At 54.5% G+C, this 13,835-nt stretch carries 11 protein-coding genes; 1 reads left to right on the top strand and 10 read right to left on the bottom strand.

Features of this window, described 5'->3' with window-relative positions; translation table 11 throughout:
• Position 1: 1 nt before the first annotated feature.
• From rbsD to Enr13x_RS12710, 10 genes are all read right to left on the bottom strand, one after another.
• On the bottom strand, positions 2 to 409 hold the full coding sequence (gene rbsD, locus Enr13x_RS12760; protein ID WP_145386541.1) for a D-ribose pyranase: 408 nt from the start codon (positions 407 to 409) through the stop codon (positions 2 to 4).
• Positions 410 to 481: 72 nt separating this feature from the next.
• Positions 482 to 1,690, bottom strand: a complete 1,209-nt coding sequence (locus Enr13x_RS12755; protein WP_231744252.1) for a zinc-dependent alcohol dehydrogenase — start codon at positions 1,688 to 1,690, stop codon at positions 482 to 484.
• Positions 1,691 to 1,718: 28 nt separating this feature from the next.
• The gene (locus Enr13x_RS12750; RefSeq protein WP_145386539.1) at positions 1,719 to 3,137 is read right to left on the bottom strand and encodes a nucleoside hydrolase-like domain-containing protein; all 1,419 of its coding nucleotides are present in this window, start codon (positions 3,135 to 3,137) and stop codon (positions 1,719 to 1,721) included.
• Entirely contained in the window at positions 3,125 to 4,066 is a 942-nt protein-coding gene (gene rbsK / locus Enr13x_RS12745) for a ribokinase (RefSeq protein WP_145386537.1), read from the bottom strand. The genes Enr13x_RS12750 and rbsK overlap by 13 nt, the downstream gene beginning before the upstream one ends.
• A gap of 131 nt (positions 4,067 to 4,197) precedes the next feature.
• On the bottom strand, positions 4,198 to 7,533 hold the full coding sequence (locus Enr13x_RS38935; protein WP_231744251.1) for a nucleoside hydrolase-like domain-containing protein: 3,336 nt from the start codon (positions 7,531 to 7,533) through the stop codon (positions 4,198 to 4,200).
• 149 nt (positions 7,534 to 7,682) lie between these two features.
• Positions 7,683 to 8,018: a DUF5605 domain-containing protein gene (locus tag Enr13x_RS12735; RefSeq protein WP_197455994.1), complete on the bottom strand. Its 336-nt coding sequence runs from the start codon at positions 8,016 to 8,018 to the stop codon at positions 7,683 to 7,685.
• A 198-nt stretch (positions 8,019 to 8,216) separates the two neighbouring features.
• Entirely contained in the window at positions 8,217 to 8,672 is a 456-nt protein-coding gene (locus Enr13x_RS12730) for a DUF5060 domain-containing protein (protein ID WP_145386534.1), read from the bottom strand.
• A gap of 96 nt (positions 8,673 to 8,768) precedes the next feature.
• A complete protein-coding gene (locus tag Enr13x_RS12725; protein ID WP_145386532.1) occupies positions 8,769 to 9,656 on the bottom strand; it encodes an NAD-dependent epimerase/dehydratase family protein in 888 nt (295 codons plus the stop codon).
• A gap of 25 nt (positions 9,657 to 9,681) precedes the next feature.
• Complete coding sequence (locus Enr13x_RS12720; RefSeq protein ID WP_145386530.1) at positions 9,682 to 11,100, bottom strand: nucleoside hydrolase-like domain-containing protein; 1,419 nt, start codon at positions 11,098 to 11,100, stop codon at positions 9,682 to 9,684.
• 119 nt (positions 11,101 to 11,219) lie between these two features.
• On the bottom strand, positions 11,220 to 12,161 hold the full coding sequence (locus tag Enr13x_RS12710; protein WP_145386528.1) for a DUF1593 domain-containing protein: 942 nt from the start codon (positions 12,159 to 12,161) through the stop codon (positions 11,220 to 11,222).
• A gap of 298 nt (positions 12,162 to 12,459) precedes the next feature.
• On the opposite strand from Enr13x_RS12710, the gene Enr13x_RS12705 reads away from it, so the two are divergent.
• Positions 12,460 to 13,824 (top strand): right-handed parallel beta-helix repeat-containing protein, encoded by a 1,365-nt coding sequence (locus tag Enr13x_RS12705; protein WP_390621082.1) that lies wholly within the window; start codon positions 12,460 to 12,462, stop codon positions 13,822 to 13,824.
• The last annotated feature ends 11 nt before the right edge of the window (positions 13,825 to 13,835 follow it).

The raw sequence follows: 13,835 nt of genomic DNA, 5'->3' as shown, positions 1-13,835 counted from the left end.
ATCAAAAGACGACGCCCGACTTGAGGATAACATTTGCGTATGGAGTGCATTCGCCCGTGCGAACGATTGCTTCACTTTGCCGCGTCATTTGCTTGAACTCCTGATGCGAGACTTCTGTGACGATGGGGTTCATTTCATGATGACGAAACAAGTCCATCATGCCCTTTAGGATTTCAGGATTGTGTTCGTGAATCTCACTGGCGACCACCATCTCTTCCACCTGCATTTCGCTTAACAAAACGTCCAGCGTCTTGAGAAACGAAGGATACCCGCGTTCGATCGCCAGATCGATCCGCTTGACTTCAGACGGGATCGGCAGACCGGCGTCGCACAACGTGATCGACGCCGTGTGTCCGATGCGGCTGATCTCGTAGCTGAGTTCGCTGTTGAGTAGTCTCGTTCGTTTCATGGAGAATTCCGTGGGGTAAGCACCCTGCTTGCCAGGCACTGCAACAAGATCGCAAGCTGGAAGCTTATGCCGCTAGGCTTTGTGCGGTACGACTTCGATTTTGACGCATTCGTCAAACTTCGTCACCGTGCCGAATCCGTCCACTAACTCATCAAGACTCATGCGGTGCGTGATCATCGATGGAAAATCATACCGGCCGGCTTGCTGTTGCAAGACTTTCAGGACCGGGCGCCAGTTGGTTCCACAGTGAAAGACGGAGTGGATATGCAGGTTCTTCGATGCGATATGCTTCATGACATCCAGTGGCACGTTCTTTCCAAGGTCGACCCAGTTGCCCACTTCGATGACCGTTCCGCCTTTGCGAACCATCCTCAATGCCTCGAGAAAGACTTCCGGTTCGCCGCTTGATTCGATGACCAGGTCCGGTCCGACGCCTTCGGTCAACTCTTTTGCCCGATCAATGCGTTCTTCGACTCCTACCGTTGCAGCGTTCATCGTCACGTCGGCATAAAGATTCTTTGCCTTGCCAAGACGAAGGTCAGAGAGATCCGTGGCGATCGACAACCCTGCCCCCTGGATCTCTGCCATGATACCGTGCAGCAGCCCCAAAGGCCCGTTGCCCAACACTGCGACCGACATTCCCGGACCGAAGCCCTCGTTCACTGGAGCGAACGCAGCCGACGCACGAGCCAGCGAATGATAAGCCACGGCCATCTCTTCGACGAACACGGCTACATCGGTTGGCATTTCTTCAGGAATCTTGAACAAATGCGTTCGCGGCCGAATGTACATGTACTCTGCGAACCCGCCACGCAAATATGGCTTGGTTTCGCAATTCGGATGCAGCCCATAAGCCTGAATCTGATTCTCGCAGGTACAATTGTTGTAGTGATTCCTGCAATACCAGCAGTCGCCGCAATTGACTTCGACGGCAATGGCCACCCGATCGCCAGGAGCGAGCAGCTGACCGTCGTAGTCCATGGTCCGCGCCGCCTTGTCTCCGATCTCCACGATCGTTCCGATCACCTCGTGACCGCCGACATACGGGTAGATCGACTTGCCTCGTAGCTCCTTCGCTTCACCTTTGAAGATGTGCCGATCGGTTCCACAGATACCCGACATCTCAACTTTCAAGATCGCCGAATCGTGATCCATTGTCGGATACGGATACGACCGCATCTCGGTCTGGCCCGGCGCGGTCATTGCAACCGCCCAGACGGTTTGAGGGGGTGTCTGGGCCATGGCTGTTTCCGGGTTTTGCAACGTTGTTGAATTCGTCACTTCCATTCTCCTGAGTAAAATTAGAAATTCAGTTTTTCACATCGACGACGACCCGCCGGTATCGCGTCAAACGAGGTTGGCCGTGGTCGGTCACTGCAAGAATGATGTGCATCGTCCCGACGCCGGGCATGACGCGTTTCGTCGGAACGACAAAGGATGCCTTGACTTGGTCAAAATCCTCAATCGGCACCGGTTGACCTGAAGTCCCGGAGGAAGTCAGTAAAGTGCCGGCTTCGCCATAGTAGAACCATTCATAGGATAACGCATCGCCGTCGGGATCGCTGGAACCTTCGGCACTGAGTTGGACTGTCTCACCCGGCTTTGCAGTCAGTCGGTCAGCGTGTCCAAGTTTTGGTACGGGCGGATGATTGGCTTCGTCGTAAGCCTTAATCGTCCAGTCCATTCGGGCAGCGAAATCGTTTTGGTAAGCAAAACGCCAACGCCAGATCGTCGCGTGATTGCCGGAATGCCAGCGGTTGTCGATGCCTAACACTTCGTCTTCGGCGTTCGTCCAAAACGGTCGCGTTTCTGCCTGCAGATGCCACTTTTGTTTGCGTGGCGTGTAGTGTTCGTAGCGTCCTCCCCAGCCGCCCCAATCCGGACGTTCGGGATCGCTCAAGCCATTGTCAATCAGATTCAAGAACGATGGTGTATCGCCCTCCATCAAGTATTCCCAGTGTGGATACTCCGCACCGAGCGGCCCCTTTTGCCGAACGTTCTTGTCCAGCCATTCGTTTGAAACCAGTTGGAAATCCGCTCCCGAAAATCGAGCGTGAAAGTAGTCGCCGCTGATGCCGCTCCACGTCGCATGGTGATAGCCACCGCCGGCGTGAAACCCAGGGCTCGCGACGTAGAACAGTTCAGGGAATTGTTCGCGCAGCCACGGTCCGCTGTCATCTTGGTCAGAGATCGTATAGACACGCAGTTTCGCTACGAACTTTTGCAGTTCTGCGGACGATCGCGTTTCGCGAACTTTCCACAACGCCTGAGCCAGCACGTTAGGACCGCCCCATGCTGTAACCCACATTGGTCGCGGGTCGTCTCTGTCGGCCGCCTTAATTAGCATCTCCGATGCAGGCGAATCCTTTCCTTCGCCCACGCCGTTCATCCCATAGACCGGAATGCCTTCGGTGACTTTCTGCAACAAATCCTCTACGGTCGGATATCCTTTTTCGTGCTTCGCTAGGTTGTCGCGTACTTTGCCATAGGCTTCGACAATGCGGCGAATCCGTTCCGGTGCGATTCGATTTTGTTGATGGATCGACGTCGTGGCCGCCAAGCCTTCGATCTCAAAGTGATTGGCATAGGTCAGAAACCGCACCATCGACATCGCGTCGTCAGGCTCGTTTTCAATGTCGGTGAGCACAAAGATCCGCGGCTTGTCAGCAGCAGTCGAAATACTCAGAAACGCGGAAATGAGAATCAGAAAAGTGATCACGCTTCGCATACGTTTTCCTCCAACCGGGATAATTGGTTGACTTCGCTCATCGTCGGAAATGCAGTTTGCGTTCCGATGCGAGTCACTGAAATCGCTGCAACCGCACTCGCGCGACGGGCAGACTCGACGAAAGACATTCCTTCAGCCAGCGAAACCGCGAGTGCCGCGGTAAACGCATCACCCGCGCCGGTGGTATCCACCGCTTTTACTCTGACGGCGGGAATATGAGTCGATCCGGTTTCGTCCACGACAAATACGCCGTCACCGCCCATCGTCAAAGCAACTCGTTTTACGCCACGGTCGCGAAGTCGTTCTGCCGCACGTAGCGCATCCGCTTCGGTCTCAATGGTCTGGCCGGTCATCGCCGTAATCTCGGTCTTGTTGGGAACACAAACATCACAGAGCGAAAGCAATTCTGCGGTGACGCGTTCGGCCGGCGCGGGCGTGAGGACCGTCAGGACGTTTGCCGCGCGGGCAATGCGGAACGCTTCTACGGCCGCGTCGACCGGTGTTTCCAATTGACAAAGTACGACTTGGGAATTTGTCATCAGCGACGACGCGCCCTTCACATCTTCAGCGTTCAGCTCGGCGTTCGCTCCCGCAACGACGATGATGCAATTTTCTGCATTGTCATCAACCATGATCGCGGCCGTTCCCGTTGGTTGATCGACCGACTGCCGAATGCATGACGTTTGAATATTTTCTGCTTGATAGGCTTCGATGGCTGATTTACCGAAGGCATCGTTACCCACACGAGCGATGAACGCGACCGACGCGCCCAGCCTTGCTGCTGCGACGGCCTGGTTGGCCCCTTTGCCGCCCATCCCCTGATGCAATGCGTGGCCGGCCAGAGTTTCGCCTGGTTGTGGCAAACGTGGCGTCCGAAACGTCAGGTCGATATTCGCCGATCCAACGACACATATTCGAGATTGTTTCATGCAGTTTTCCTCTGGGTGGCGTAAGCTTCCAGCTTGCGAAACGTGGTGTAAGCTTCCAGCTTGCGAAGACGGTGGTAGATTCAGTGGAAAAAGGCAAGCTGGATGCCTACCCCACGTTATTTGCGAACACGTCAATCACGAACACACCAATCCGCTCGCTCTGCGAACTCCTTTTGAAAATCCTTGCGCCATTTTGAAATGCTTGAACGTCCTGGACCGTCGATGAAGTGATTCTTGTCACCGTCCCGCTTGAACTGACCGCCCCAGCTTTCCTGGGTCGGGTCGTCGGGATCGTTCAACCCTCGGTTTGCGCTGACCAGCCACAGAAACGCGGGCGAGTCGCCTTCACAAACCCCGATGCATCCCATGCCTTCATGCGGGTAGATGCTGCACAGCGGCCCGTGATCATTTCGGATATGTCGATTCACCCAGGCGAGATCAGAATTCGGATCACCGCCGCCGAACATTCCTTGATACGTCTTGTGTGAATGGATAATGAACAGCTTAGGAAAATTGTCTCGCAACCAGGTAATGGTGCCGTCCTGAGTCGCAATCTGATGGATGCGTAACTTGCTGAGGAATTGATCCAGTTCCGATTTGCTACGCGTCTGCTGAACTTTCCAAACGGCCTGCGCGACCACACTGCAATCGCCCCAAATACCGACGTAGACCGGGCGTGGATCCGGCTTGTCGACGATCGCGATCAAGGCATCGGAAGCTTCACTGTCTTTGCCTTCACCAATGTTGGTCGTTCCCTTTTTGCCCCAAGTGCCGCTGCGGCCTTCAAAGGTAACGCTCCGCAAATAAGCGGGCGAGGGAAACATCGAATCATGTTTCTTTAAGTTTGGATAGACCTGCTCGTAGCGGTCGATGACATCCAGCATGTTCTTTTTCGTCGCCTTGTTGGCGAATGTTCCCGACGAAACGACCAAGCCCTCCACATCGAATTCATTGGCGTACAACAAGAAGCGAACGATCGATTGCATGTCGTCGGGATCGCTCTTTTGGTCGTTGGGCACGTTGCCACCCTTCACGACACCGATGGGAGGGAAGTCGGTCGTCATGACGACTCGGAGTCGCTTGAATGGTTTCGAGGAAGTCTTCTGCTCTTTCGGTTGTTTCGGTCCGCTAAACGATACAGCAGCCTTCTCAGCAAATGCTTTGGAGTCGCCATCGAACTGGACCACGGTGCTGCCTTCAACATCCCAGTCGGCCATCGTCGCAGCCGAATATCCAGTGACGTAGTAGCCGGCACCGTCGAAGTACTTCACTTGATCGCTTTCGGGCCAGTCTTCATTTTTGTTCTTGGAAATGAACAGCGACTCGCCTTCTTCAACATCGTGCACTTCCTTCAAAGTAATGCCCGATTCGTTCCACAACGCCCAACTGGCAACGAGATTCGGAACATGTGCCTGAGTCCATCCGCCATGGTCGTCGATCTTCGCCTCGGCGTAGTTGGCCGGAATGTATTCCTTCAACCACGTGTTGAAGTCACGGTCTGGCTTCGCAGCCGGCGCTGCAGGTTTCTTGCTCGCGGCACCGCTCCATGCCGCAGCCAGTTTCTGGCTAAACTCCTTCGCGTCGCCGTCGAACTGAATGACGGTGCTGCCTTCGACGTTCCAAGCCGACATGCTGGCTGACAAGTACGATTTGACGAAATAGCCCGCGTCCTTCAAGTAGTCGACTCCGGGAAGGAGGATCCAATCTTGCTTTTCGTCTTTGGAGATGAAGATCGATCTTCCATCTTTCAGAGCATGAGCCTCCAATTCTTTCAGCGTGACGCCCGCTTCGTTCCACTCGGCCCAGCTGACAACGAGATCGCCGACATGAGCCTGGAGCCATCCGCCGTGATCCTCCAGTTCCGCATCGGGATAGGTGTCTGCGATATAGTTCTTCAGCCATGTCTTCATGGAAGACGCTGGTTTCCCGGCGACCATCTGTTTCTTCGCGGGGGGCGATGCCGGAGTTGCCGTCGAAGCCGCCGGCGACTCGCCGTCCACATTGACTATCATGCGGCGATAGGCGTACAGATTTGGTTCGCCGTCGTCGTGGACTTCCAGGATGATGTGCATGTTTTTCCCGGCGGCGTCCGCCGGAACCGAGATCTTGACGGATTCCGAATCGTAACCGTTCAGTTTTAAATCGCCGTCGTAAGAACTTGGGTCTTGGTAGAACGACCACGCGTAAGTCAACGCATTCTTGTCGGGGTCGCTGGAGCCTTTCGCACTCAGTGAAACGGTTGAACCCGGAGCGGCCGAGACGTTCATGACTCGACGTGACGTATCGCCATTGAGGACGGCGATCGGATGGTGGTTGGCATCCTCGTACTTGCTGGTGATGCTCCAATCCATCCGTGCGGCGAAGTCGTTGTCGTAGCCCTTGCTCCAGCGTTTGATCGCTTTTGCGCCGTCGGACGTGTTGCCGTACATGTCGTACGGATCGTACTGCCGTTCTTCCCCCTTCACGGCTCGCATGCTCTTGATGCTGGTCTTTTTCTTCCAGCTGAAACGTCCTCCCCAACCGCCTTGGTCAATCTGGTCCGGATCGTTAAGACCGTTCGGGTAGACATGCATGAACGCGGGCGTGTCGCCTTCGGTCGCCCATTTTGTGTCCGGATAGAGCGCGCCCAACGGACCATGGCTTTGAATGTCGTTGCGCTGATAGTCACCATTTTTCGGTGGCTGCCAACCGTAAACTCCAGTTGCCCGAATGTAGAGGACTTCGGGATAGTTCTTCGCGATCCAGGCTCCGGCGTCATCCTGACCAAGGATGTCAAACACACGGATCTTCGACAAGAACTTATCAAGTTCTGCTTTGGAACGCGTGGCGCGAACTTTCCAAATCGCCTGAGCGACATTGTTCGTTCCTCCCCAGCCGCCAATCCAAACAGGCCGCGGATCGTCCTTGTCCACTGAGGCGATGATCAAGTCCGAACCCGGACTGTCTTTTCCATCGCCAACGTCGCTCATGCCATAGCCCCGCTGGCCCATCACTGAGATCTTTCTCAGGTAATCGACTGACGGGAAACCATCGGCGTGCACCTTCAAGTTGCCGACACACTCGCCATACGCATCAACAAGCTTGTCGAGCATCTTTGTGTCGCCTTGGCTTTTCTTCCAGCAACCCGTCGAGACAATGAGGCCTTCCATATCGAATTCGTTGGCACTCACCAACAGGCGTACCAATGACTGTTCATCATCGGGGTCAGCACCAAGGTCCGTCGTCGTGATGATGCGTGGCTTTTCGTAGGGATCTCGCTGCGATTGGTCTTCCTGAGCGATAGCGACACTGGCCACCATCGTGATCAAGAAAGCCGCGTAGATACGTTGTAGATGCATTCGTCTTGTTTCCGGTGATGTGACTTCGGTGGTGAAACTGGCAATCAGACTTTGGGAGAAGTCGCTTCGCTGGCCGCCTAAACTCTCTTCAGCAGCCGTGAACTGCTCTTCGATGGGCTCAAAATACACTGCTTTCTGCAGGGACTCTCCCTGCTTGCAGGACGGCACTCACGGTATTCTAAGGTTCTTGAAGATTTGACGATGGGCTGCCTTTTGGCCGAGGCTGCTGATCGTCGAAAGGGGGTGAATACTGGTTGGCTGGACCACGGGGCGATGCTTCATTTCGCAATCGCACGAATGGCAGTGAACGGCATTTCTGTCTTGTGCTGAAAGTTTCCAGCCGGAACGGTCTTCTCGGCGACGACTTTCATGTTCCAAGTGTCGATGACTTGCAACGCGTATTCTTTGTCGCCCGTGAGTTCCAATTCGATCGTTCGACCCGCGTCCTGAGTGTAGGCGAGGTAGTGCTCGCCGTCTTTGCTGAACACGTAAATGTTGTTGTTGAGATCATCGATGATCTTGCGGTCGATGCGATCCGGAATGTCTGCTGGCACCGGACGCGAACTGAGTTTCACCAAACGGGGCGTCATTTCAAACACCGGCGCCTCTTCCATGATCTTCTTGAAGAAAGCAATCCTATCAGGACTCTTTCCCGGTAACGTTCCGCCTTTTGCCCACCAGCGAACTTCGGTTTCGTCGTCCGAATCATTCTTGAATGTATCGCCGTGCGTTCCGTAGCCGCCACTTAAGCCGCCTTCCAAAAATAGCTGGTCATTTCTTTGGCATTCATGTTTCCCCAACTGGAGGAAACGTCACCCTCGTAACGCATTTCGTCGAACAGGAGTGGCATACTCGAGGTAGTGCGTGTTGACGACTCGGACGGGTCCGTGGTTATTCCCCGTTGGTGCAACACAGAGCACCGAGCCGCTCTTTCCACTCAGCCCGTCTTGATCACTCTTGGTTACGTACTTCCAAGTCCCCTTTTGATCAGGAGAAAAACGGACCTTGTAAACGCCATCGCCGTCGTAGAACCCGGGAACCGTGACAGTTTTCGAGTCGTTGGAGAACTCGACCGAAAGCGATGTTTCCAGATAGGGGTTTCCTGCCGACGACCCCTTGAGTGTGATCTCGTAAACGTCCCATTGCTCAATAGAGTTTGTTTCCTGAGCCATGCTGTGAGAGGTGAAGCTTGGCAGGTTGAAAACCGCGAGCAGCACGAGTGCGCGGAAGGTCGCTGAGCGGAAGGTCGCTGGAAGTGGGGGGATCATGTTTCGCCTAATTGTTTGACTTTGGTTGATGTGCTGGAGCTTTCGTTGGTGCGAGAGCCATTTGTTTCAACATTTGGTTGACGACAGGCTGGAAGCCTATCTCACGATTTCCCGCCAACGCGATTTTGGATGAAAGCCGAGCATGTCGCGGGCTTTGTCGATAGAGTAAAACGTTTCAAACTCGCCCAACTCGCGGGTCTTGCGAACGTCCGGATAAAACTCGGCGATCACTTCCGCGCTGGGTAAGCCTACGGATGAATCTGCGTTGGCGACGTTGAAAACCTGATAGCCGAGTCCGTCGGTTGCCAACGCTCGGTCGACAAAGTGGCTGAGGTCACGCGTGTCGATGTAGGCAAAGATGTTGCGGCGTCGACAGCTCGCATCGCTTTTCCACTGCGGCGCGAGTTCCGCGTATTCATGCGGTTCGATGACGTTGTTGATCCGCAGCGCGTAAATGTCGCTGCCTGACCGCGCGTGAAACGACCGACCGCAAATTTCATTGCAAACTTTCGACATCGCATAGGCATCATGAGGAATCGTCGGATGCTCCTCATCCACCGGGATGTACTCCGGCTTCACGACGCCGTCGGCAAAGCAAACGGCGTAGGTGGTTTCCGAAGACGCGAACAGAATCTTGGGCACGCCCAGCTTCACGGCCGCTTCCAACACGTTGTACGTAGACGCGGTGTTGATGCGGTAACACTCCGGATCGGGGCGAAGCTGGATTCGAGGGATCGCAGCAAAGTGAACGACGGCGTCGAACTTGGGCACCCCTTCTCCACGATCGAGATCGTCGAAGCCGGTGATTCCCGTGAGTGCCGAGAAGATCGATCCGGCGTCGGTCAAGTCCGCCGTCATGTCAAACGAGCCTTCGATCCCCGACGGAACAAGATCCAGGTTGAGGACTCGGTGACCTTGCGCGACGAGGTGAGTGACGACGTGACGCCCAGCTTTTCCAGAACCGCCAGTGAACAAAACACGCATTGAGTATTTCCAATACTAAAACAAACTATTGGCAGGTGACGACAAGACGACGGTAGCGAGTCAGCGTCGGAGTTCCATCGTCGGAAACCACGAGCAACACGTGCACTGTCTTTCCCGCCGCGTCCTTGGGCACCACGCATTTGGTCGTCGCCTGATCCATGTTTTCGATTTCCACCTGCCCTTGGTAGCTTCCGGCTTCGGGATAAGTCTGCCAGCGATACGAGAGCGAATCTCCGTCGATGTCCGTGGTGCCGGTGGCGTCGAGCATGACGTGTTCGCCCGGCTTAGCGGTGACTTCGATGGCACAAAGTGACTTGTCGCCATTGAGTACGGGGCTTGGCGGATGATTGGCTTCGGCGAACTCTTTCACGCACCAATCCATGCGAGCTTGGTAATCGTTTTGAAAGTGCGGTGCCCAGCGGCTGATCGTGTGCCCCAGCCGATTCGGGAGAATGTTCGATGGAACGTCGATCCATTGTTTCTCCGAACCCTTTGCTTTGCGAAGCCGTCCGCCCCAACCACCCCAGTCGGGATGCTCCATGTTGCTCAAGCCGTTCGGGATCAGTCCGAGATACGTTTCTGTGTCGGCACCGCCCAACTTGCCGTGACGCAGCGGGCAAATGGTGCCGAGTGCTCCGTGGTTGAAGCGAACGTGTTCGTTGAGCCACTGGGCGCTATGCAGTTCCGGCGGAGCAGAATAGATCACTCCGCCCGTCGAAACGAGATAGACCAGATCGGGAAAATTCTCCTGAATCCAAAGGCCGGTCGCATCTTGATGTCCCCACGCATACACACGCAACTTGGAGACAAACTCCTTCACCTCCTCGTCGCTGCGATCGTTGCGAACGCGCCACAGAGCCTGCGCCAACTCGACCGAACCGCCCCAGATCGGAACCCAAACGGGTCGAGGGTCATCGTGATCGACGGCGTCAATGATGAGCCGCGTGGCGCCGTTGTCTTTGTCCGCCCCGATCAGCTGATCGAGTGGGTAGTGCCCGCTGCCTTTACCGGCTTTGCCGGTGCGAATGTTGAACGGAGCATCGCGCCCGGTCTTCACGCCTTTGCGAATCAGTGTGAGCAGATGTTCCGGTTCCGGCCAGCCCTCGCTGTGCTTCAACAGATTGCCGCGTACTTCGCTGTAGGCCTTGATCCATTTGACAAGATGTTGTGGCTGTGGCTCGCCGTCGGTCGGGCGGTGCTTTTCCTTGGGGAAGATGCGAATGGACGTGGCGATCAAGCCTTCGATGTCGTACTGGTCCGCGTACATCATGAAACGTGTGAAGGATTGTTCGTCGTCGCGGTCGCCCCCGATGTCGGTCAATAAGACAATGCGATGCTTTCCGGAGGTCGGTGGTGCTTTGATCTGAGCCACCGCTGGCATTGCCAAAGCAAAATAGCAGATCCCGATCAGCAACAGAAAAATGGTTTGTTTGAGTTGATTCATTTGTTTTTGCTCTCTACTGAATCGGTCCGTAAACCGCATCGCGGAAACTCTTGTGAAAGCCAATCTTGTCGAACGGACTTAACTGCACGAACAGAACCGCCGTCAAATCGTTTTGGGGATCAACCCAAAACATCGTGCTTGCGGCTCCATCCCAAAAAAATTCTCCGACCGCCCCATTCCGGCGACTCCATGCTGCGTAGTCCCGTCACGATGTTATGCAGAAATGCGGGCGAGTCACCTTCGGAGCGAAAGTCGCCCTTTTTAAATCCGTCTTCGTCCGCCTTATGCGACTCGTAGAGCGAACAGAGAGGCCCGTGGTTTTGCAGGATGTTTTCCTTCATCCAAGGCGCGGCGAAGTACTTGTGATTTTCCTTGGGTTGAATCTTCTTCCATCGATACGCAAACGCCTCGAACTGATCGGAGATGATGGTTGTGATTTGGTACTTGCCCCAGTGAGGCAAAATGTAATCCTGAAACGTCGAGTCCTGCTCAAAGATGCAATACAGCCTGATCTTCTTTGCGACTTCGGCCATTCGTTCCGGGTGTTCCGCTTCGATGGTTTTGAGCGCCCGCGAAATCGTGTTGATGCCGCCCCACGCCTGCAACCAGATTGGCCGATTATCAGAATCATCCAGCAAGATTTGCACGATCAGCTTCGATCCCTCGGTGACTTCCTCCATCTCGCCTTCGGCCTTGACGTTCCCCATCTTGGTCCGTTCGAGCAAAAATGCCGGCGTGGGAAATGTTGGGTCATGCTTGGCGAGATTCGGATAGATTTCCGTGTAAGCCTTCAAGTAGGGATCGATCCAGTCGTCACCCGCCCAACTGTGGCCTTGCCAATGGTATTGCGAACTCGATGTCACAATCGCTTCGATGTCCCACTCGTTGGCGTACAACAGAAAGCGAACCATCGCGCACTCATCATCGATCTCGAAGTCTGTCGTGACGATGATGCGCGGGCGATCACTCGACGAAGCCTTGCCGTTTGCGTGGACCGCCACATCGACGTAGGCTACCGTGCATATCCAAACGAAGAGAATGGAAAACAGAAATCGACTCATGGTGTGGGCTCCTTCAGATTCAAACTATCGTGCAAGTCGTCACAAAGAACGACCAACAGCGTGTTGACGTCACAAAAATTCATGGACGCCTTCGGCTATTTGTTGCATTGCGTTAACGGTGCGAACGGGTAGGAATGGACCGCCAGCGAAGTGACGGACATTCAGCAAAAGTTCGCTCAACCGAGACAAAGAAACGAAGGAGCCTGAACCGAATGTCCAAACTAGCACTTAGTCAACCGAAGCTCTCCCTGCAATGCGAGCCAAAGTCACGGAATCCTAAGGTCGTGTCGTGTTTACGATGGCGACAGAAGAACTCGCTCCGTGCGCGACAATGCTGGCCGCCGCGCTACTTTTATGTAACAAGCTTGCCAATACAAAAAACGTTTCATCAGCCCGGGTTGAAAGTCTGCTCCGCATGATTGCACGCTCCCTTCTACTGCTTGTCGCCCTAGCGGTGCCTGCATCAGCGTCGACGTTTTATGTTGCGACCGATGGTGACGATTCAAATCGCGGTACGCTTGAAGAGCCCTTTGGTACCATCCAAAGAGCACAAGAGTTTGTTTCGCCTGGCGACACCGTGTTCATTCGCGGCGGAACATACCGCATGCGAGAGTCACAGATCGCTCGCACTCGGCGGATCTTCGCGCACGTGATCGATCTGCATAAAAGCGGCAGCAAGGGGAGCCGGATCAAATACTGGGCCTACAAATACGAAAAGCCAAAGTTTGATTTTTCGGATGTCAAACCGTCGGGCAAACGAGTGCACGCGTTCGCGATCGGTGGATCGTGGATTCACATAAAGGGGATCGAAGTCGTCGGAGTCCAGGTCACCGTCTCGGGGCATACGCAATCGATTTGCATTGCCAACGACGGCAGCCACAACGTGTTCGAACATCTAAGCATGCATGACGGCATGGCGATCGGTTTCTACGGCGTTGGAGGAAGCGACAATTTGATTTTGAATTGTGACGCATTTCGCAACCATGATTCTTTTTCAGAAAACGGGCGCGGCGGTAACACCGATGGATTTGGTTACCATCCAACACGCGGCGGCAAGAACAATGTCTTCCGCGGCTGTCGTGCTTGGCTGAACAGTGATGACGGATTCGATTGCATCAATGCGTCAGAATCGATCACTTTCGAGAATTGTTGGGCGATGGACAACGGATATTCCGCCGATCGAAAAAGCCTTGCTGACGGAAACGGATTCAAAGCCGGCGGTTATGGATCGAAAACGAAACGCCAACTGCCACGAACGATTCCACGTCATGTCGTCAAAGACTGCATTGCGGCGTACAACAAAAGCAGCGGGTTCTACGCAAATCATCATGTGGGCGGATGCGATTGGCTGAACAACTTGGCGTATCGCAACGGCACGAATTTCAACATGCTGTGTCGGACAAATGACAATTCAACCGATGTGCCGGGCTACGGGCATGTCTTAAAAGGAAATGTCAGCCTCGCAAGCAGACGCTTGATCATCAACGTGAATCTGGCAAAGTGTGAACTCGCTGACAATCGGTTTGACCCCGACGAACCGTTCCCCGATTTCGATATCCAAAGTCTCGACCGATCGCAATTGACCGGTCCACGCCAAGCAGACGGTTCGCTGCCAAAAATTGCTATCCGTCCCAGCGGTGCTTCGACGTTGAAGTTTCCGTAGGACAGGGCAAC

The organism is Stieleria neptunia, assembly GCF_007754155.1.
Classification (GTDB): Bacteria; Planctomycetota; Planctomycetia; order Pirellulales; family Pirellulaceae; genus Stieleria; species Stieleria neptunia.
This window is presented reverse-complemented; position numbering and strand designations above follow the sequence as displayed.

Bases quoted from the DNA above. Each gene is read 5' to 3' on its own strand.
- rbsD (WP_145386541.1), bottom strand. From the start codon at position 409: ATGAAACGAACGAGACTACTCAACAGCGAACTCAGCTACGAGATCAGC.
- Enr13x_RS12750 (WP_145386539.1), bottom strand. From the start codon at position 3,137: ATGCGAAGCGTGATCACTTTTCTGATTCTCATTTCCGCGTTTCTGAGT.
- rbsK (WP_145386537.1), bottom strand. From the start codon at position 4,066: ATGAAACAATCTCGAATATGTGTCGTTGGATCGGCGAATATCGACCTG.
- Enr13x_RS12735 (WP_197455994.1), bottom strand. From the start codon at position 8,018: ATGGAAGAGGCGCCGGTGTTTGAAATGACGCCCCGTTTGGTGAAACTC.
- Enr13x_RS12730 (WP_145386534.1), bottom strand. From the start codon at position 8,672: ATGATCCCCCCACTTCCAGCGACCTTCCGCTCAGCGACCTTCCGCGCA.
- Enr13x_RS12725 (WP_145386532.1), bottom strand. From the start codon at position 9,656: ATGCGTGTTTTGTTCACTGGCGGTTCTGGAAAAGCTGGGCGTCACGTC.
- Enr13x_RS12720 (WP_145386530.1), bottom strand. From the start codon at position 11,100: ATGAATCAACTCAAACAAACCATTTTTCTGTTGCTGATCGGGATCTGC.
- Enr13x_RS12710 (WP_145386528.1), bottom strand. From the start codon at position 12,161: ATGAGTCGATTTCTGTTTTCCATTCTCTTCGTTTGGATATGCACGGTA.
- Enr13x_RS12705 (WP_390621082.1), top strand. From the start codon at position 12,460: ATGGCGACAGAAGAACTCGCTCCGTGCGCGACAATGCTGGCCGCCGCG.